The organism is Methyloceanibacter sp., assembly GCF_058506495.1.
Window position 1 is genome coordinate 1 of record NZ_JBZMXT010000010.1, and the last position, 17,838, is coordinate 17,838.

Genomic DNA, 17,838 nt, shown 5'->3' on the forward strand with positions numbered 1-17,838 from the left:
CGGGCCGCATGCGGCCCGGTCGCATGCCTGCAGGGCCTCTTTCAATTGATCAGCCGTCCAGCGTCCCTCGCCGACACATTTCAGCGAGCCGACCATGGACCGCACCTGATTGTGGAGGAATGAGCGCGCGGAGGCTTCAACCCTGATGATTTCGCCATGCCGCGAAACGTGGAACCGGTCGAGTGTCTTCGCCGGCGATGCCGCCTGACACTCGGCGGAGCGAAACGTCGTAAAATCGTGATGGCCGAGGAGTCCTTGCGCGGCTGCATGCATGGCCTCAGCGTCGAGTGGCTTGAACACGCCCCAGGCCCTGTTGCGCTCCAGCGCCAGCGGCGGGCGCCGATCGACAATGCGATAGAGGTAGTGGCGCGCCTTGGCCGAGAAACGTGCATCAAAACCTCTGGCCACATAGTCGCATGACAGAACGGAAATGGGATCTGGTCGCACCTGCGCATTCAGGGCATCGCGCACCTTTGCTGGCGCCCAGTCTTTCTCAAGGTCGAGATGGGCGACTTGGCCTGTTGCATGCACGCCCGCATCCGTGCGCCCTGCGCCGCGCGGGATGGCGGCCTCGCCCGAGAACGCACGAACCGCCTCCGACAACCGTCCCTGTACGGACATTTGGCCGTCCTGTACCTGCCAGCCTACGAAGGGGGTGCCATCATATTCCAATGTGAGCTTGTAGCGGGGCATCCGTTAGTCTGCCTCAACAAGCGAGCTGCCAGGCGGCAGGTCGATGCCACGCAAGAAGGCATCAGATAACATGGGCTTCTTGCCGGCTCTCTGGACACGAGTTAGGCGCACCGCTCCTTCCGAGCAAGCGACCGTCAGGCGATCGTCCAAAAGCGTACCCGGTGCGCCATGTCCTTTTTCCCTAGTGGCTTCTTGGACTTTGACACGCTCAGTCTTACCGTTCCTCACAATCTGGAACCAGGCGCCCGGATACGGCGACAATCCACGAATGTGATCGTGGACTTCCCTCGCGGGCCGCGCCCAATCGATCTGGGTCTCTTCGTTCGAGAGTTTCGCGGCATAGGTCGCAAGACTATTGTCTTGCTCGATGCAACGAAGTTCTCCCTCATCGAGAGAGCCCAGCACCTCGACCATCAACTCCGCCCCAATAACAGACAGTGCATCATGCAATGCGCCCGCGTTCATGTCTGGTCCGATTGCGACGCGCTCCATGAGGCAAACCGGTCCTTCGTCGAGCCCTGGCGTCACCCGCATAATGGAAACACCGGTTTCGGGATCGCCTGACATGATAGCCCGGTTTATCGGAGCAGCCCCTCGCCAGCGTGGCAGCAAAGAGGCGTGGATGTTGAACACCCCGTAGCGCGTCCCGTTGAGGATTACCTTCGGCAGAATGAGCCCATAGGCCACGACGACCGCCGCGTCGGCTTCTAGGGCAGCAAACTGTCTCTGTTCGGCTGGGCTCTTGAGGTTTTCTGGCACCCGCACGGGCAGGCCAAGCGCCTCGGCTTCTAAGTGTACCGGTGACCTGCGCAACGCCATGCCGCGCCCTGCCGGCCGCGGCGGCTGCGTGTAGACCGCTACAACATCATGCCCAGCTGTGGCGATAGACAGCAGCGCAGGAACAGCAAAGTCCGGCGTACCCATAAAGATGATCTGCATGAGCCGGTCTTAGGCTGGTTCTATGCATAAGGGAAGCCGCTACGCTGGGATCTACGTCGTCGCTGCGCGCTTCTGCTTGGTAAATTTCCGAACGATCATGTCGCGCTTCAGCCGTGACAGATAGTCGATGAATAGGACGCCATTCAGATGGTCGACCTCATGCTGCACGATTGTGGCCAGAAATCCATCGAGCTCCACCTCTCGTGGCTTCCCCTCACGGTCGAGATACGACACGCGCGCGGCAGCCGGTCGCTCGACCTCGGCTGTCACCTCGGGAATTGATAGGCATCCTTCCTCGTAGATGCGCATCTCCTCGGAGCGGTCCAGAATAATAGGATTCGCCATGGCGATTGGCGCAGGCTCCTCTTCGTCGCGCGCAGGGTCCATTACAATCACGCGGCGGAGGATCCCAATCTGAGGCGCCGCAAGTCCGACGCCAGGCGCGTCGTACATGGTCGCGAGCATGTCGTCCATGAGCGTGCGTAGTTCATCGTCCACGCGTTCAACGGGCTTAGCCGTCTGGCGTAACACCGGATCAGGAATGGTAATGATGGGGTGGGTTGTAGCCATATCTGACGCTGAGATAAGTACCGTTGGCTCTCGGGTCAATGCGCGCCATCGATCCGACGGTTCGTGCTGTCCCTCTGTATGTTCCCGTTTTGGTCTAGCTTCCCGAATCAGCCTATAGCTACGCCTATGGTTCTTGAGCCGCTTCAAGTCGGGACGATAACGGTCGACCCTGTTTTGGTTGGCCTGGTGCTTGCCGGCCTGGCTGTGCTCGCGCTGCTGATATTGGCGATTGTTACGATCGTTCATCTTATGCGCCGGAAGCAGGACGCCGTTGCCCAAGACGAACAACTGGGCGAGCTGCGCGTGCGGCTGCAGACGCTGGCCGAAATCAGCGTATCGCGGCACGGCGAGCTCGCGAGGGCCGTGAACGAGCGCCTCGACCGCATGACTCATAAGGTCGGAACAGATCTCAACGAGAGTGCCCGCAAGACGCACGAGACCATCTCGCGCCTTAACGAACGTCTTGCGGTCATCGATACGGCCCAGAAAAACCTGACGGATCTCTCCAGCAACATGGTCAGTCTTCAGGAGATCCTTGCCAACAAACAAGCCCGCGGCGCATTCGGCCAAATGCGCATGGAGGCCATCATCAAGGATGGGTTGCCAGCGGGCGCCTACACTTTCCAGGCGACGCTCTCGAACAACAAGCGGCCAGACTGCCTCCTGCATATGCCGAACATGCCTGCAGGCCTCGTGATCGATGCCAAGTTTCCGCTTGAAGGCTTCGAGGCATTTCGTGCCGCCCGCAGCGAGGAAGAGAAGAAATACGCCGCGCGGCGCATTCGCACCGACGTGGGCGAACACATCAAGGCGATGGCAGAGAAATACTTCATCGCCGGCGAGACTCAGGACACCGCTATTCTATTCGTCCCGTCCGAATCGATCTCTGCAGATTTGTCGGAACACTTCCCCGATGTTCTGCAAAAGGCCCATCGTGCGCGCATTGTCATCTGCGCTCCCAACATGCTGATGCTTGCGGTGCAGACCATGCAGGCAATCCTGAAGGATGTGCAGATGCGCGAGCAGGCACATCTCATCCAACGCGAAGTAGCCGCCCTCATGTCGGATATGGGCCGCTTTCGGGATCGGGTCCTCGATTTGCAACGCCATTTCGGTCAGGCCAATGCCGACATCGATAAGATTCTTACGTCGGCAGACAAGATCACCAAGCGCGGGCAAAAGATCGACCAGCTCGACTTCGACGAGGAGGTCCGAACCGCGCAAGTCTCGAGCAATGGACGGCCAATCTCACCAGCAACGGCGTCCGCGCCGAACGTGACCGAGGCAAGCACCGAGCGAGGCGTCCGCAAGAGGCCGCGGATCATCCGCCAGCCCGATCTCTTGGCCGGCGAATAGACAAGCAAGACAAAATGCAGGGCGCCAGGACTCCGAAGATAGTTGAAACAGGGCTAAGGCGCGTCCGCGCTGCGCGCGCTTTCGGCACCGCCAGCGCCCTCGCGCCTGAAGAGCTTATCTAGCGGCCAGAGCCCGCGCTTGGGTGCAAACAGGAAAGCCATCAGGAACACGAAAGCTTGCACAAGCACAATGCAGGCCCCCGTTGCGCCGTCGATGTGAAAGCTGATGAGCGTTCCCAGCACCGATGACCCGCACGCCACCGCAACGGCAATCGCAAGCATCCGCTCGAACCGGTCTGTGAGAATATAAGCAGTGGCGCCCGGTGCGATCAGCATGGCAATTACAAGGATGATGCCAACCGCTTTAATCGAACTGACGATGGTAAGGGACAGCAGAATCAGCAGTCCGTAGTGCAAAAGGTTGACCGGCAAACCGATCGCTCGCGCATGGTTTGGATCGAAGCAGAAAAGTAAAAGGTCGCGGCGCTTTGCGAACACGATCAGAAGGGTGCCGCCGGCGATAATTGCCGTTTCGATCAAATCGCCCACGGTAACACCGAGGACATTGCCAAACAGGATGTGATTGAGATGTTGATCCGTTTCGACCTTGGTGAAAAGCACAAGCCCCAAGCCGAACATCCCTGAGAACACGATTCCCATCACCGTGTCTTCTTTGACCCTGCTGTTGTACTTCAGATACCCGGTCGCTAGCGCACAGGCGAGACCAGCGACGAACGCACCAACCGCCAGCGGAATGCCGAGCACAAAGGCGATAACAATGCCTGGCAACACAGCATGGGCTATGGCATCGCCCATCAGAGACCAGCCCTTGAGCACGAGATAGCAGGACAGCACGCCACAAACGGCCGCGACGAGTAGCGACATGCCAAGCGCCCGCTGCATAAAGTCGTAAGCGAAGGGCTCTATGAGGAACGCGACCGGGTCCATCAGGCACTCTCCTGTATGGTAGGTCGCTCACGGATCGCGTTGCCTTCCCGAAGGTTTTCATCCTGGACAGCCCGTGCCTTGCGTCGCGCCGCGATCACCCCATGTTTCGGCGCGAAGTAGAACGCAGTCAAGAACAGCAAAGTCTGGAGCGTCACGATGACGCCGCCCGTCGCCCCGTCGATGAAATAGCTCAGATACGCGCCGACAAAGCTTGTTACCGTGCCGATCGCGACGGCGATAGCGATAAGACGGTCGAACCGATCTGTGAGCAAGTAAGCCGTCGCACCCGGCGTAACGACCAGCGCGATAACGAGACATGCGCCCACGGTCTGCAGCGCTGCCACCGTACAAGCGCTGAGGAGCGTAAAGAAGACCACCTTCAGCGTGCGCGTTTTCAAACCAATGCTTTGCGCATAGGTCTCATCGAAGAAGGTGATCATCAGGTCTTTCCAAATGAAGAACAGCACAGCGAATGAGATGGCTGCGATGATGACGACCTGCATGGCATCCTCGTCAGGGATCGCGAGAATGTTCCCAAGCACAATTGTTTGGATTGAGACCGAGGTCGGATACAGCGAAGCCATGAGCACGCCGAGCGCAAAAAGCGTCGTGAACACAAGGCCAATCGTTGCGTCCTCACGCAGCCGGGAGTGCTGCTTCACGAACGCCATGCCGAGCGCCGCCAAGATGCCCGCGAAGAAAGCCCCGGCGGCAAAAGGCGCGCCGATGATGTAGGCGCCAGCAACGCCGGGCACGATAGAATGGCTTAGCGCGTCGCCCATCAACGACCAGCCTTTGAGCATCAGGTAACAGGACAGGAATGCGCACACCGCACCCACGAGCGCGCTCACCCACATCGCTTTCCACATGTAGTCGTACGCGAACGGAACAAGGAGTTCTGACAAGAGCTCACTCATTCGCTACGTTCCCGATCGGCTTTGCCTGCGTTCGTCTTCTTTTTGCTCTTCTTCACGCCATAGAAGACCAGAGGCCGCTCGTCGTCCGTGATGACGTTGAGGCTGCGTGCGTCGTCGTCTTTGTGGAGCGCATGTCCGCTCAACTCGAAGTTCCGCAGCACACCTCCGAATGTGCGCTCGAGGTTTTCTTGGGTGAAGGTCTCCGCGGTCGGCCCCGCCGCCAATACCGTACGATTCAACAACACGACTTGATCGCAGAAGTCGGGAACGCTGCCGAGATTGTGCGTCGAAACTAGGATCAAATGACCGGCATCGCGCAACTCGCGCAACAAATCGATGATTGCGGACTCCGTTGTCACATCGATGCCGGTAAACGGCTCGTCGAGCAGGATGATGCGTCCTTCTTGGGCCAGGGCACGGGCGAGGAAGACGCGCTTCTTCTGTCCGCCTGAGAGTTCACCGATTTGGCGCGTGCGATAGGCCGTCATGTTCACGCGTTCCAAAGCTTCATCCACTTTTCTGCGATCTTCTTTGGATGGAATACGGAACAAGTTCATATGGCCGTACCGGCCCATCATAACGACGTCATCGACGAGAACCGGGAAGTTCCAGTCAACGTCCTCACTTTGCGGAACATAAGCGACAATGTTCTGGGAAACCGCTTCGTCTACAGGCAGGCCACAGAGCCGCACCTCGCCGGCGGAGGGCGTCACAAAGCCCATGATCGCTTTGAATATCGTCGATTTGCCGCTGCCGTTGACACCCACGAGCGCGCAGATTGTTCCTGGCCCCAGTTCAAACGAGGCATCACGAACGGCTGTGAAACCGTTCGGATAGGTTACGCTTAAATCTTCAACCGAAATGCTCGGGGCGGCGGCTTGGGCGTCTGTTCGGGGCAGCAAATCAAGACGGTTCATCAGCCTCTTCTCCAACCTCCGTCGTCTTGCTGGCCCGCTCGCATCTCTTAGGACCCTTGCGCGTTCTCAAAACCCTTTGCGACTGTATCGACCGTCACACTCAAAAGGTCCAAATAGGTTGGAACGGGACCACCTTCCTTGCTCAGCGAGTCGACGTACAAGACGCCGCCGTAAGAGGCGCCGCTTTCCTTCGCGACCTGCTTCGCCGCCCGATCAGAGACGGTGCTTTCGGAGAAGACGACGGGTATTCCGTTTTCTTTCACAAGCTCAATCACGGCACGAACCTGTTGAGGCGTACCCTGTTGATCAGCGTTGATGGGCCAAAGATAGGCCTCTCGCATGTCGTAGTCCCTCGCGAGATATGAGAAGGCACCTTCCGATGTGACAAGCCAACGCTTGTCCTCGGGGATCGCTGCGAGCCGTTTCCGCAGCGGCGCATCCATCGCTTTGATTATGTTCGCATAGACCTCTGCGTTCTCGTTGTAGACATCCGCGTTTTCGGGATCATGCTGCACAAGCGCCTTGCGGATGTTCTCGACATATTGGAGCGCACTGGTCGGCGACATCCACGCATGAGGATTGGGCTTGCCGTTATACGGACCTTCGGTGATGCCCATCGGCTCGATGCCCTCACTCACGACCACGCCGGGCACGTCTTTGATGTTCTGAAAGAACTTCTCGAACCAACGCTCCAGGTTGAACCCGTTCCACAGAATAAGGTCCGCATCCTGCGCTTTGACGATATCGCCAGGTGTCGGCTGATAGTCATGAATTTCGGCGCCAGGTTTTGTGATGGAGTCGACAATAGCCACGTCGCCAGCAACATTCTGGGCAATATCCTGGATCACCGTGAAGGTCGTTACGACGCGAAACTTGCCGTCTGACTGTTCTGGGCTCTTCGATCCCGATGCCGACTCTTGATCGCCGCAGCCCGCAAGCCCCGCCAAGACGACAACAACCATCGACGCGAGCAGTCCGCGGGTCAGAATTAACCAATTTTCTGTCAACGAGGCCTCCTTGGCATTGTGACCCTGGCTGAGAAAACCATCTTTTTGCATTGCAGCATAGCGCCAGTTGCAAATCATTCTCAAGTAGAAATTGGGATAATTCGCAAAGTCCAACGGGACAGCGGGCCGCGTGAGCGCTTTTTCCGGGACAGGGAGCTGGGAAGCCATGACGTATGGTCGGGCGGCTGGTAAGAACGACTCATGACGGCCACAGGGGGATCGCCCGACAAATCGCAGGTCTCGGAAACCCGGCGGAGCTGGACCGAGATTCTGTTCACACGGAAGATGCTGGCTTGCATTTTCCTCGGCTTCAGCTCCGGCATGCCGCTGTTTGTGCTGGTATCGCTGGTGCCCGCGTGGCTTCGTGACAACGGTGTGGACCTCGCGACGATTGGTTTGTTCGCCCTGGTCGGCCTGCCCTACACTTGGAAATTCCTGTGGTCGCCGGTGATGGACCGCTTCAAGCTGCCCTTCCTCGGCCGCCGGCGCGGCTGGGCTCTGCTGACACAGGTTTTGCTTCTCCTATCGATTGGCCTACTGGGCCACTTCAACCCGGCGACATCGATACAATCCATCGTCTGGATCGTTTTTGCGGTCGCTCTGTTCAGTGCCAGCCAGGACATCGTGATTGACGCCTACCGTCGCGAACTCCTGGCCGACGACGAACTCGGAACCGGCACCTCTTTTTGGATCAACGCCTACCGGTTGTCAGGCTTGGTGCCGGGCTCGCTTGCTCTGATCCTGGCAGACCACCTGCCTTGGTCGACTGTTTTCTGGATAACGGCCCTCTTCATGCTGATCGGCATCATCACGACGCTGCTCGTGAAGGAGGTCAGCGACGACGAGCTGGCGCCGCATACATTGCGCGAGGCGGTGATCGATCCGTTCGTAGAATTCTTCAGCCGTGATGGCATCGCAACCGGGCTTGCGATCCTCGCCTTTCTGTTCCTCTACAAGCTGGGGGACAACATGGCGACGGCACTGGCTACACCCTTCTATCTCGACATGGGCTACAGCAAGACGGAGATCGGCAGCGTTGCCAAATTTGCCGGTCTCTGGGCGGTTCTCGCCGGCGCCACAATCGGCGGTGCGGTCATGCTCAAGCTGAGTATCAATAAGGCGCTTTGGCTCTTCGGGCTCGTTCAGCTCCTAACGATCATTCCTTTCATTTGGCTGAGCCAAACAGGGCATACACTCACCGGATTGTTCATAGTGGTCAGCGGAGAGTATCTCGCGGTTGGCCTCGGCACGGTGGCCCTGACTGCCTTCATGGCGCGCGAAACCAGCAAAGCCTTTACAGCGACCCAGTTCGCTCTCTTCTCAAGTCTCATCGCCGTCCCGCGAACTTTTGCCAATGCGACGACGGGGTTCATCGTCGAGAACGTGGGCTGGACGCAGTTCTTCGTCATCTGCACGCTGCTTGCGATCCCGGGCATGTTGATGCTGTTCATCGTAGCCCCCTGGGGCGTGGAGGATGAAACGCCCGACGAGGAAGCCCTTGGGGAAGAGGCAGCCGCTGAGGAAGAGGCTCGCCTGTGAGCGATGGCGGTCGGCTCTTGTGGATCGTTGGCGTGTTTGCCGCCGCCACCGTTGGCATGCTCATCGGAATCTGGATCGGCGGCGATATCGAAGCCGGTATCTACGAAGACATCTTGAAGAAAGCCAACCTACCCGCCGAGTGCTGGGAAAAGATCTCAGCCGGTGCTCAAGACTTGGTCCGCGAGCTTGAAGGTGGCGAGAAACCGGCAGCCACAAAGGCCGAGTAGCCTCACCCACCCATCGCCTTGCGGGCCTTCACGGCTGCGGCCAGCGTGCCTTCGTCGAGATAGTCGAGCTCACCACCAATGGGAACGCCCTGCGCAAGACGCGAGACCCGGACGCCGCAATCGGCCAGCTGGTCGGTGAGGTAGTGCGCGGTGGCCTGTCCCTCCACGGTCGCATTGAGGGCGAGCAGAACTTCGGTCACAGCGTCCGCCCCCGCCCGCTCTACGAGCTTCGGAATATTGAGATCGTCAGGTCCCACCCCATCGAGCGGCGATAGCGTTCCGCCCAGAACATGATAGCGCCCGTTCACGACGGCGGCCCGCTCCAGCGCCCAAAGATCACCGACCTCTTCTACGACGCAGATGAGCGATGCATCCCGCGTCGTCTCCTGGCAGAGCGCACACGGGCTCTGAGTGTCGATATTCCCGCAGATTTCGCAGGTGAGAATACTATCACGGGTCTCCGCGAGCGATGCTGCCAACGGGTCGAGCAGTTGCTCCTTCTTCTTCACAAGATGCAGCGCTGCCCGTCTGGCCGAGCGTGGCCCAAGACCCGGCAACCTCGCCAAAAGCTGTATGAGCCGCTCGATTTCGGGACCAGCCGCCGCGCGCGCCATGAACCGTCCTTCTTTTCAAAACCTCGGTATCGCGGAAAACCCGCGTACCGATTAACCGCGTGACGATGTCCGCTACGCCCGCTTAGGTCGTCAGCTTAGCTGAGTCGTGCCGTTGATCTAGTTCGGAGAATAGTTCGGAGCGGTTTGAACGCCCGCCAGGATTCCCGGCTGGGCCGCTTACGCCCGGTTCCCCAGTGCGGCGACGCTAGAAGAGCTTGAATCCGGGAGGGATCGGCAGACCGCCCGTGAGGGAAGCCATCTTTTCCTTCATGGCCTCCTCGACCTTCAGCTTCGCGTCTGAATGCGCGGCAAGAATGAGGTCTTCGAGGATCTCGGCCTCCTCCGCCTTCAACATCGATGGGTCGATCGCGACGCCCGTCATTTCGCCCTTGCCATTCAGCGTCACGGTCACCATACCGGCGCCTGCTCGGCCTTCGCAGGTCATGGCCTCCATCTCCGCTTGCATATCCTGCATGCGGCCCTGCAGTTCCTGTGCCTGCTTCATCATCTGCGTGAAGTTCTTCATCGCGGTCCCATCTCGTCGCGTTACGTGGTCGTTTTGATCTAGACGTTGTCCGCCCTAATTTGTCTCGCCGCTCGCGATGACATCGTCGTCGGTGTCATCATCCGGAGCCTCTTTAGCATCCTCCAGCTCTTGCGAAGCCTCGCGAACGGTCTTGATCTTTGCTCCCGGGAAGTGCCGCAGCACTTCTTGAACTGCCGGGTGCGACTGAAGTGCTTCGACTTCTTGTGCCGCGGCTGCGCGGCGCTGCGCGCCCAGAGGCTCTTCGCCCTCTTGTTCGCTTGTAGAGACGATCCAAACGCGGCCGGTCCAAGCTTTGAGCTTTCGCATCAACTCTTGCAAAAGATCCGGCGCCGCGAGCGGCAGCGGGTTGAGAGAAATATCCCCCGGCTTGAAGTGTACAAGACGCACCTGTTCCAAGAGAGCGTTCTTCAGCTTCAGGTCGCGTTGGGCCTCAGCAAGATCGACTACGTCCGCCAAACTCTGCGGCATGGGTGCTTCGGGAAGCGGTTTAGTCTGTGGCGCTTCCTCGACATCAGACGGCGCAGTGTTTTCCGACTTGGCGACCGTCGGCGCATCGACCGGCGCGTTAGCGGTAACCTCTGTCCCAGCGGACGACTTATCGCCCGGTTTCGGAGGCTTCGTATCTCGTGCTGTGGGAGCGGGCTGGCGCGCTACATCGCTCGGTGGTGGCAGGTCAACCACGTAGGAAAGCCTCACCAACACCATGTCGGCGGCCGCAAGCGGACGCGGACTATTGCGCACTTCGTCATGGCCTTTCAGCAGCATCTGCCAGGCGCGTGCAAGCACGGGCATGGAGAGTCGCTTGGCGAGGTCCTCAATCCGGCGGCGTTCCTCTTCGCCGGCAGCTGGATCGATCCCTTCTGGCCCTGCGGCCTTTGCAACTGTCACTGCATGGACGGCGTCCGCCAGGTCCGTAATTACTTGGCCTGGCTCGGCGCCGTCGCGATTGAGTTGGTCCAGAGCCTTCAAGGCGCCGCCCGTATCACCCTTAAGCACCGTTTCGAGCAAATCGAAAATGCGTCCTCGGTCTGCGAGGCCCAGCAAATCGCGCACAGTCCCCGGCTCAATGCAGCCTGAGCCGAATGCAATAGCGCGATCGAGGATGGAGAGAGCATCGCGCACCGAACCCTCGCCCGCCCGCGCGATGAGCGAAAGCGCAGCATCGTCGGCCTCGGCACCTTCCTCTTTGGCGATGCGCGCGAGATGCGACACCAGGGTTTCAGCCTCAATCCGCCGCAAATCGAATCGCTGACATCGCGACAACACAGTCACGGGTACTTTACGAATTTCGGTCGTCGCGAAGATAAACTTCACATGCTCTGGCGGCTCTTCGAGCGTCTTCAACAGGCCGTTGAAAGCCTGTTTCGATAGCATGTGAACCTCGTCAACGATGTAGACTTTGTAGCGGGCAGAGTTCGGCTTGTAGTGGGCGCTATCGATCAAATCCCGGATGTCGTCGATACCGGTATGCGAGGCGGCATCCATTTCGATCACATCGAGATGCCGTCCTTCCAATATTGCCTGACAATGGGCGCCTTCCCGTTCGATATCGATCGTGGCCCCCTCGCCATCGGGACCCTCATAGTTGAGGGCGCGCGCCACCAATCGCGCCGTGGTCGTCTTACCGACACCCCGAACGCCCGTCAGCATGTAAGCCTGAGCTATGCGGCCCGACGCGAAGGCATTCCGCAAGGTGCGAACCATTGGGTCTTGGCCAATGAGTTCGGCAAAGACCTTCGGCCGGTATTTCCGCGCCAAGGCAGCGTGACTGCCTGTCGCATTCTGTGTCGTGTCTAGAGCCTGGTCTTTGGACATCGAGAGAATAGCGCTTGCGCCGAGGCTTCAGTGAAAGCGGGCATTTGGACCGTGGGGACCAAGTCGACCGCCCGGTGCATTGTACTCGACGAATGGAGAATGGCACATGGGAATGGTGGGAGGCTGAACAATCAACCCGCGAAACGCTCGTTAGGGCTGCTTCCTTCCGGACCTGACCCGGTTGGCGAGGCACGCGCCTGCCGCCAACCTCCCTACCCCTAATATCGTGGAAGCCGAGCCTTGTGGCAAGCGGGCTCAGTACCAAGCCAGTCGGCAATTCGACATGAGCAACCCACCGGCGCCGCGGGACTTACCCTAGGCCCCTAGCGTCTGCCGAAACTTGCTCGCCGGATACGTCCCGAGCACTGTGATTTCGCTTGTATAGAAGCCGAGTTCTTCCATTGCGAGTTGCACCGCGCGCGTGTCGGGGTGCCCCTCGATATCCGCATAGAACATCGTAGCGTTGAAAGACCCTTCGAGCTGGTAGGATTCAAGCTTGGTCATGTTCACGCCATTCGTGGCGAAACCGCCGAGCGCTTTGTAGAGCGCCGCAGGCACGTTGCGGACGCGAAACACGAAGGTTGTTAACACGGGGCCGTCCTTGGCCTTTGTCTTTACAGGCTTCGAGGAGAGAACCACAAACCGCGTCGTGTTGTGGGCGGCATCCTCAATGTCGCGCTTGGCGACTTTCAACCCATAAATTTTAGCGGCAAGCTTCGAAGCTATTGCAGCCTGCGTAGGATCGGCGGACTCACTCACATGTCGAGCCGCACCAGCGGTATCGGCTTCGGTCACGGGCGTCAGCTTCATATCGGCGATGACTTTTCGGCATTGTCCCAACGCCATGATGTGACTGTGGACGGACTTGAGGTCCGACAGGTTGACGCCGGGCAAAGTCAGCAATTGATGCCGAATCCGTTCGAAGTGCTCGCCGATGATGTAAAGCCCCGAGTCGGGCAAGAGATGATGAATATCGGCGACACGTCCTGCCACCGAGTTCTCGATCGGGATCATCGCCAGCTTCGCTGAGCCGGATTTGACCGCCGCCAACGCATCTTCAAATGTCGCGCACGGAACAGCCTCCATCTCTGGATAAGCGTCATTCGCCGCCAGGTGAGAATTGGCTCCTGGCTCTCCCTGGAAGGCGATCCGATTTGCGCGCTTCTTGGCCATTGCGTTCTGAGAGTTCTTTGCGGGTCGTGCTGCCGAGGGTCAGAAATTCCTATGCGGTTTCAAGAATTTCGCGCGCCCTCGCGAGGTCGGCGGCAGTATCGACACCGATCGGAACCGTGTCAACGAGACCGACATGGATACGCATACCGTCTTCGAGCGCGCGCAGTTGTTCAAGTTTCTCGCGCATTTCGAGGGGTGACGGCCTTAACCCCACAAACCGTTCTAGTGCGGCGCGGCGATAGGCGTAGAGCCCGATGTGATGATAGAGCGGCCCGTCGCCATACGGCGCGGTTGCGCGTGTGAAATACAGCGCATTGAGGATCCCACCCCGCGACAGCGGAGATCCAACGACCTTCACGACATTTGGATTTGTCCGCTCCTCGTCACGCACGATCTCCGCGGCGATCGTTCCGATATCCGCCTCGCCAAGCTCAAGGGCTTCGACGCATTTCCGGATCAGGGCGGGCGAGAGCGTAGGCAAATCCCCTTGCAAATTAACTACCACGTCGTACTGCCGCTCTTCATCGACGGCCTGGAGCGCTTCAAAGATTCGGTCCGAACCGCTCACATGGTCGGGACGCGTGAGGATGGCTTCGCCGCCGGCAGTCGCAATGGCATCCTCGATCGCCTGCGAGTCTGTTGCCACCAAGACGGGCCCGCAGCCCGCCTCAATCGCCCGTCGCCACACATGAACGATCATGGCCTCGCCGCCGATATCTGCTAATGGCTTGTCCGGAAGGCGGGTTGCCGCAAGTCGCGCGGGAATAACAACAATCGATTTTACCATATTTTTCAGTCTGTTAACATTGATACGCGTTTCAGAATGACTCAGTGACCTGCGCTTATTCTCTCAGTTGCAACAACGGGCTGCCCCTTATAGTGTCGGCCTCCGTAAGAGCTACTCAGAAGTAGCCTTTATTGTTGCCTGCCGGGGGGTCGTCGCTGATGAAATACTACTTCTACAATAAAGTCGCTATGTCGGTGCTGCTGGCGCTGCTGCTGTTCTTTGGCACACGAACACTCATTGACATCGTGTTTCAGGAGGAGCTGCCCGAGACGCCGGGTTACGTGGTGGCTGGCGCCGGAGACGACCTTGTTCAAGGCGGTGGAGAGAAGAAGGAAGAGGATAAGGGCGCAGCCTTCATTCTAGCCCTCAACAAGGCTGACCCGGCAAAAGGCGAGCAGGGTGTTGGGCTGTGCAAGGCCTGTCACAGCTTCGAAAAGGGCGGCCCGAACATGATCGGACCGGGACTATACGGAATCGTCGGAAAGAAGATCGGCGCCCATGAGGGGTACACATATAGCGCGGCTCTGAAGGACAAAGGCGGCGAGTGGACCTTCGAGGACATGAACCTCTGGCTCGAAAATCCGCAAGGTTACGCCGCGGGGACGACCATGGCCTATGCCGGCATCCCCGATGTGCAGGACCGCGCTGATTTGATCGCATACCTAAACCAGAACAGCGACGATCCACTACCAATCCCTGAGCCTCCTGAAGAGCCGGCTGCCGAAGAGGCTGCGGACGCAAGCGCGGCAGAGGAAAGCCCCGACGAGGCGGCCCCTGAAGTCTTGTCTCTTCTTGCCGAGGCCGACCCGGCCTTAGGCGAGAAAGAAGCGGCACTCTGCAAGGTCTGTCATTCCTTCGAGGCTGGTGGCGCCAACATGGTCGGTCCGAATCTGCACAACATCGTCGGGGCGGAACTCGCAAAGAAAGACGGATTTAGCTACTCGCAAGCGCTCAAGGACAAAGGCGGCGCCTGGACCTATGAGCGGCTAGACGTTTGGCTCGAGAATCCGCAAGCGTTCGCAGCCGGCACAACGATGGCGTATCCGGGCATTGCCGACGCGAAGAAGCGCGCCGATGTCATCGCTTACTTGCGCAGCGAGACCGAAAACCCGCCGCCCCTTCCCGCAGCTGACGCCGCAGCGGCGCCTGCCGAGGGCGAGGCCGCTTCCGAGAACGCGGATGACCCCGCAGAGGCTGCCGAGGACGCTGCCCCTGCCGGGGAGTCTGCTGCCGAGGAGCCTGCTGCCGAGGAGCCTGCTGCTGAGGAGCCTGCTGCTGAGGAGCCTGCTGCTGAAGAACCAGCTGCTGAAGAACCAGCTGCGGCCGCTACAGAGGCACCTTCCGCGACCAACGGAGAGGCGTCCGGCGAAGCGCCGATCGTCAATCCGCCGACTGTGGCGGAGGATGCGCCCTCGCTACCGCACAAAGGCGAACCGCCTTCTCCGAACCAGCCGCAGCCAGTCGTTCCGGCCGACCCGGCATCCACGACCACGCGGGCCGATGAGCCGAGTGCGGCCGGTAGCAGCGATGGCCAGTCTTCCTGGCCACAGCCCGTCTACCCAGACGGCAAACCGGACGGAGTCGAGTAGACGCCCCTTCACACCAAAGTGTTTGGATCCAGGGCCCCTCTTCAGGGGCCCTTTTTTGGCTCCAATTGAGCCTAATTCAGTCGTTTGACGCACACCCCACTCGCTTATCGGCCCGCTAGACATGACCGATAATTCATTTGGCGCGGCAGACGCTCATGCTAACTTTTTTGCTGGCTGAGATTTTTTGCAGCCCCAGTATAGATTTGAGTCGCTTCACCGATCCGTGGCGCGCTCGGATCAGACTCGCCGAGATAATCCCGATAACGCGAAATGGTGCACATTTTGTCATGGCATTTTCACGACTAGCATTTGCTACGGCGCTCATGGCGCTTTTGATTGGCCCCGCCACGACCCAAGGGGGCGCTGCGCTAGCTGAAGACGGAAAGACTGATGTTACCGGGTCATCTGGCCAGAATAAGCATCACGCCTTGTCTCTCGTGGGAGAGCCGCGTTATCCGGCGGACTTCGCACATTTCAGTTTCGTCAATCCGAATGCCCCAAAGGGCGGGCTTGTACGCCTTCCGTCGATTGGCAGTTTCGACAGTCTCAACCCGGTGCTTTATCGCGGCGAACGCGCGCCGGGCATCGGCCTCGTCAACGAAAGCCTCATGTCCGATAGCATTGATGAGCCTTCAACAGCCTATGGACTGATCGCTGAGTGGGTTTCGTATCCGGAAGACTACTCGTCGGTGACCTTCAAACTGCGCGACGAAGCGCGTTGGCATGACGGCAAGCCGATCACACCCGAGGACGTCATTTACAGCCTTGAGGTGAACAAGGCCGCAAATCCGCGGATGGGGCTCTACTACAAAAACGTCACGCATTGCGAGAAGACCGGCGACAACGAAGTGACGTTTTACTTCGACACGAAAGGCAATCGTGAGCTCCCGATGATCATGGGGCAACTCATCATTTTACCGAAACACTTTTGGACGGGGACTGACGCCAATGGCGACGCGCGCGATCCCCTGAAGACGACAATGGAGCCGCCGCTCGGTTCCGGCGCCTACCGCGTCAAGACTGTGCAGCCCGGCCGCTCCATCAGTTTCGAAAGGGTCGACGATTATTGGGGTAAAGACCTACCCGTGAATGTTGGTAAGTGGAACTTCGACGAGATCCGGTTCGATACGTATCGCGATATGACAGTCGCCTTTGAGAGCTTCAAGGCAGGGAATTTGGACTACTGGACGGAGACCAGCTCCAAGAACTGGGCCATGGCTTATGACTTCCCGGCTGTAAAGGACGGCGAAGTAAAGCGCGAAGAAATCACGTTGAATCGCGGCATGCCGATGCAGGCCTTTGTTCTCAACCTCCGGCGCCCGCAGTTTCAAGACCGGCGCGTTCGCCAGGCGCTGAATCTGGCCTTCGATTTCGAATGGGCTAACAAGAACCTTTTCTACGGCCAATACGAGCGCGTTGGCAGTTACTTCCAGAACACTGAACTGGCAGCACCAGCGGCACTTCCAGCAGGACGCGAACTCGAAATACTCGAGACGGTGCGTGGCGAGGTTCCCGAGGAAGTCTTTACGACTGTCTACACGAACCCGACGAACAAAGATCAGATGGAGATGCGCAACAATCTGCGTGAGGCCGTCAAAGTCCTTCGCGAAGCCGGCTGGCAAGTGAAAGACGGCGCATTGACGAATGCGGAGACCGGTCAAACAATGACGATCGAGTTTCTGCTCGTGTCACCGCTCTTCGAACGCATCGTCCAGCCCTATATTCGCAACCTCGACCGGCTGGGCATAAAGAGCACCATCCGCCTGGTGGACTCCGCGCAGTACACAAGACGTCTAAATAAGTTCGACTATGACATCATTGTTGGAAACTTCGCGCAGTCTCAGTCACCCGGCAACGAGCAGCGTGATTTCTGGGGTAGCGAGGCAGCAGATCGTGAGGGAAGCACGAACCTTATCGGCATCAAGGACGAGGCTATCGACAAGTTGATTGATCGCGTGATCTTCGCAAAGGATCGTAAGGAACTTGTTGCCGCGACTCGCGCTCTCGATCGGGTCCTTCTCTGGAACAAGTTTGTCGTACCGCAGTGGTTTTCGCCGCACTCGCGCATCGCGTTTTGGAACCGCTACGACCAGCCAGAGAGGCTTCCGGGCTTGACGCCAGGTTTCTTGCAGGTGTGGTGGTACGATTCAGCCAAGGACAAGTCGCTGCCAAAACAAGCCGACGCGAGCTGACAAGTTCGA

General features: G+C 58.8%; 17 protein-coding genes and 1 other RNA gene. 5 read left to right on the forward strand and 13 right to left on the reverse strand.

The window, feature by feature from the left end; all coding sequences use genetic code 11:
* The 3 genes from truA to def all read right to left on the reverse strand — a co-directional run.
* On the reverse strand, positions 1 to 693 hold a 693-nt coding region (truA, locus tag AC33YF_RS03690), incomplete at its 3' end, for a tRNA pseudouridine(38-40) synthase TruA (RefSeq protein WP_491775849.1).
* A gap of 3 nt (positions 694 to 696) precedes the next feature.
* The gene (gene fmt, locus AC33YF_RS03695) at positions 697 to 1,632 is read right to left on the reverse strand and encodes a methionyl-tRNA formyltransferase (protein ID WP_491775850.1); all 936 of its coding nucleotides are present in this window, start codon (positions 1,630 to 1,632) and stop codon (positions 697 to 699) included.
* Between the two features lie 51 nt (positions 1,633 to 1,683).
* Positions 1,684 to 2,202: a peptide deformylase gene (def, locus tag AC33YF_RS03700; RefSeq protein WP_491775851.1), complete on the reverse strand. Its 519-nt coding sequence runs from the start codon at positions 2,200 to 2,202 to the stop codon at positions 1,684 to 1,686.
* Positions 2,203 to 2,328: 126 nt separating this feature from the next.
* Here def and AC33YF_RS03705 point away from each other — a divergent pair, with 126 nt between their 5' ends.
* Entirely contained in the window at positions 2,329 to 3,558 is a 1,230-nt protein-coding gene (locus AC33YF_RS03705; protein ID WP_491775890.1) for a DNA recombination protein RmuC, read from the forward strand.
* Between the two features lie 53 nt (positions 3,559 to 3,611).
* Here AC33YF_RS03705 and AC33YF_RS03710 read toward each other — a convergent pair whose 3' ends face one another.
* The 4 genes from AC33YF_RS03710 to AC33YF_RS03725 are packed head-to-tail and all read right to left on the reverse strand — an operon-like array spanning position 3,612 to position 7,301.
* On the reverse strand, positions 3,612 to 4,505 hold the full coding sequence (locus AC33YF_RS03710; RefSeq protein ID WP_491775852.1) for a metal ABC transporter permease: 894 nt from the start codon (positions 4,503 to 4,505) through the stop codon (positions 3,612 to 3,614).
* Positions 4,505 to 5,422, reverse strand: coding sequence for a metal ABC transporter permease (locus tag AC33YF_RS03715; protein ID WP_491775853.1), 918 nt, complete (start codon positions 5,420 to 5,422; stop codon positions 4,505 to 4,507). Before AC33YF_RS03715 ends, AC33YF_RS03710 begins: the two co-directional genes overlap by 1 nt.
* Positions 5,419 to 6,339: a manganese/iron ABC transporter ATP-binding protein gene (locus AC33YF_RS03720; protein ID WP_491775854.1), complete on the reverse strand. Its 921-nt coding sequence runs from the start codon at positions 6,337 to 6,339 to the stop codon at positions 5,419 to 5,421. The genes AC33YF_RS03715 and AC33YF_RS03720 overlap by 4 nt, the downstream gene beginning before the upstream one ends.
* A gap of 47 nt (positions 6,340 to 6,386) precedes the next feature.
* Positions 6,387 to 7,301 carry a metal ABC transporter substrate-binding protein gene (locus AC33YF_RS03725; RefSeq protein ID WP_491775891.1) on the reverse strand — a complete coding sequence of 305 codons (915 nt, stop codon included), beginning with the start codon at positions 7,299 to 7,301 and terminating at the stop codon, positions 6,387 to 6,389.
* Between the two features lie 246 nt (positions 7,302 to 7,547).
* Between AC33YF_RS03725 and AC33YF_RS03730 the strand changes: the two genes are divergently transcribed.
* Positions 7,548 to 8,885 carry an AmpG family muropeptide MFS transporter gene (locus AC33YF_RS03730; protein ID WP_491775855.1) on the forward strand — a complete coding sequence of 446 codons (1,338 nt, stop codon included), beginning with the start codon at positions 7,548 to 7,550 and terminating at the stop codon, positions 8,883 to 8,885.
* Positions 8,882 to 9,112, forward strand: coding sequence for a hypothetical protein (locus tag AC33YF_RS03735; RefSeq protein ID WP_491775856.1), 231 nt, complete (start codon positions 8,882 to 8,884; stop codon positions 9,110 to 9,112). Before AC33YF_RS03730 ends, AC33YF_RS03735 begins: the two co-directional genes overlap by 4 nt.
* A gap of 2 nt (positions 9,113 to 9,114) precedes the next feature.
* On the opposite strand, the gene recR is transcribed toward AC33YF_RS03735, so the two are convergent.
* The 6 genes from recR to AC33YF_RS03765 all read right to left on the reverse strand — a co-directional run bounded on the left by recR (position 9,115) and on the right by AC33YF_RS03765 (position 14,048).
* Complete coding sequence (gene recR / locus AC33YF_RS03740) at positions 9,115 to 9,726, reverse strand: recombination mediator RecR (protein ID WP_491775857.1); 612 nt, start codon at positions 9,724 to 9,726, stop codon at positions 9,115 to 9,117.
* Between the two features lie 205 nt (positions 9,727 to 9,931).
* Positions 9,932 to 10,252 (reverse strand): YbaB/EbfC family nucleoid-associated protein, encoded by a 321-nt coding sequence (locus AC33YF_RS03745; protein ID WP_491775858.1) that lies wholly within the window; start codon positions 10,250 to 10,252, stop codon positions 9,932 to 9,934.
* 54 nt (positions 10,253 to 10,306) lie between these two features.
* Positions 10,307 to 12,088, reverse strand: a complete 1,782-nt coding sequence (locus tag AC33YF_RS03750) for a DNA polymerase III subunit gamma/tau (RefSeq protein WP_491775859.1) — start codon at positions 12,086 to 12,088, stop codon at positions 10,307 to 10,309.
* 115 nt (positions 12,089 to 12,203) lie between these two features.
* An RNA gene (ffs, locus tag AC33YF_RS03755) (signal recognition particle sRNA small type) lies at positions 12,204 to 12,300 on the reverse strand.
* Positions 12,301 to 12,403: 103 nt separating this feature from the next.
* Positions 12,404 to 13,261: a prephenate dehydratase gene (locus tag AC33YF_RS03760; protein ID WP_491775860.1), complete on the reverse strand. Its 858-nt coding sequence runs from the start codon at positions 13,259 to 13,261 to the stop codon at positions 12,404 to 12,406.
* A 49-nt stretch (positions 13,262 to 13,310) separates the two neighbouring features.
* A complete protein-coding gene (locus AC33YF_RS03765) occupies positions 13,311 to 14,048 on the reverse strand; it encodes a 3-deoxy-manno-octulosonate cytidylyltransferase (protein ID WP_491775861.1) in 738 nt (245 codons plus the stop codon).
* Positions 14,049 to 14,206: 158 nt separating this feature from the next.
* On the opposite strand from AC33YF_RS03765, the gene AC33YF_RS03770 reads away from it, so the two are divergent.
* Together AC33YF_RS03770 and AC33YF_RS03775 are read left to right on the forward strand one after the other, a co-directional pair.
* Positions 14,207 to 15,637 carry a c-type cytochrome gene (locus AC33YF_RS03770; protein WP_491775862.1) on the forward strand — a complete coding sequence of 477 codons (1,431 nt, stop codon included), beginning with the start codon at positions 14,207 to 14,209 and terminating at the stop codon, positions 15,635 to 15,637.
* Between the two features lie 287 nt (positions 15,638 to 15,924).
* A complete protein-coding gene (locus AC33YF_RS03775; RefSeq protein ID WP_491775863.1) occupies positions 15,925 to 17,829 on the forward strand; it encodes an extracellular solute-binding protein in 1,905 nt (634 codons plus the stop codon).
* The last annotated feature ends 9 nt before the right edge of the window (positions 17,830 to 17,838 follow it).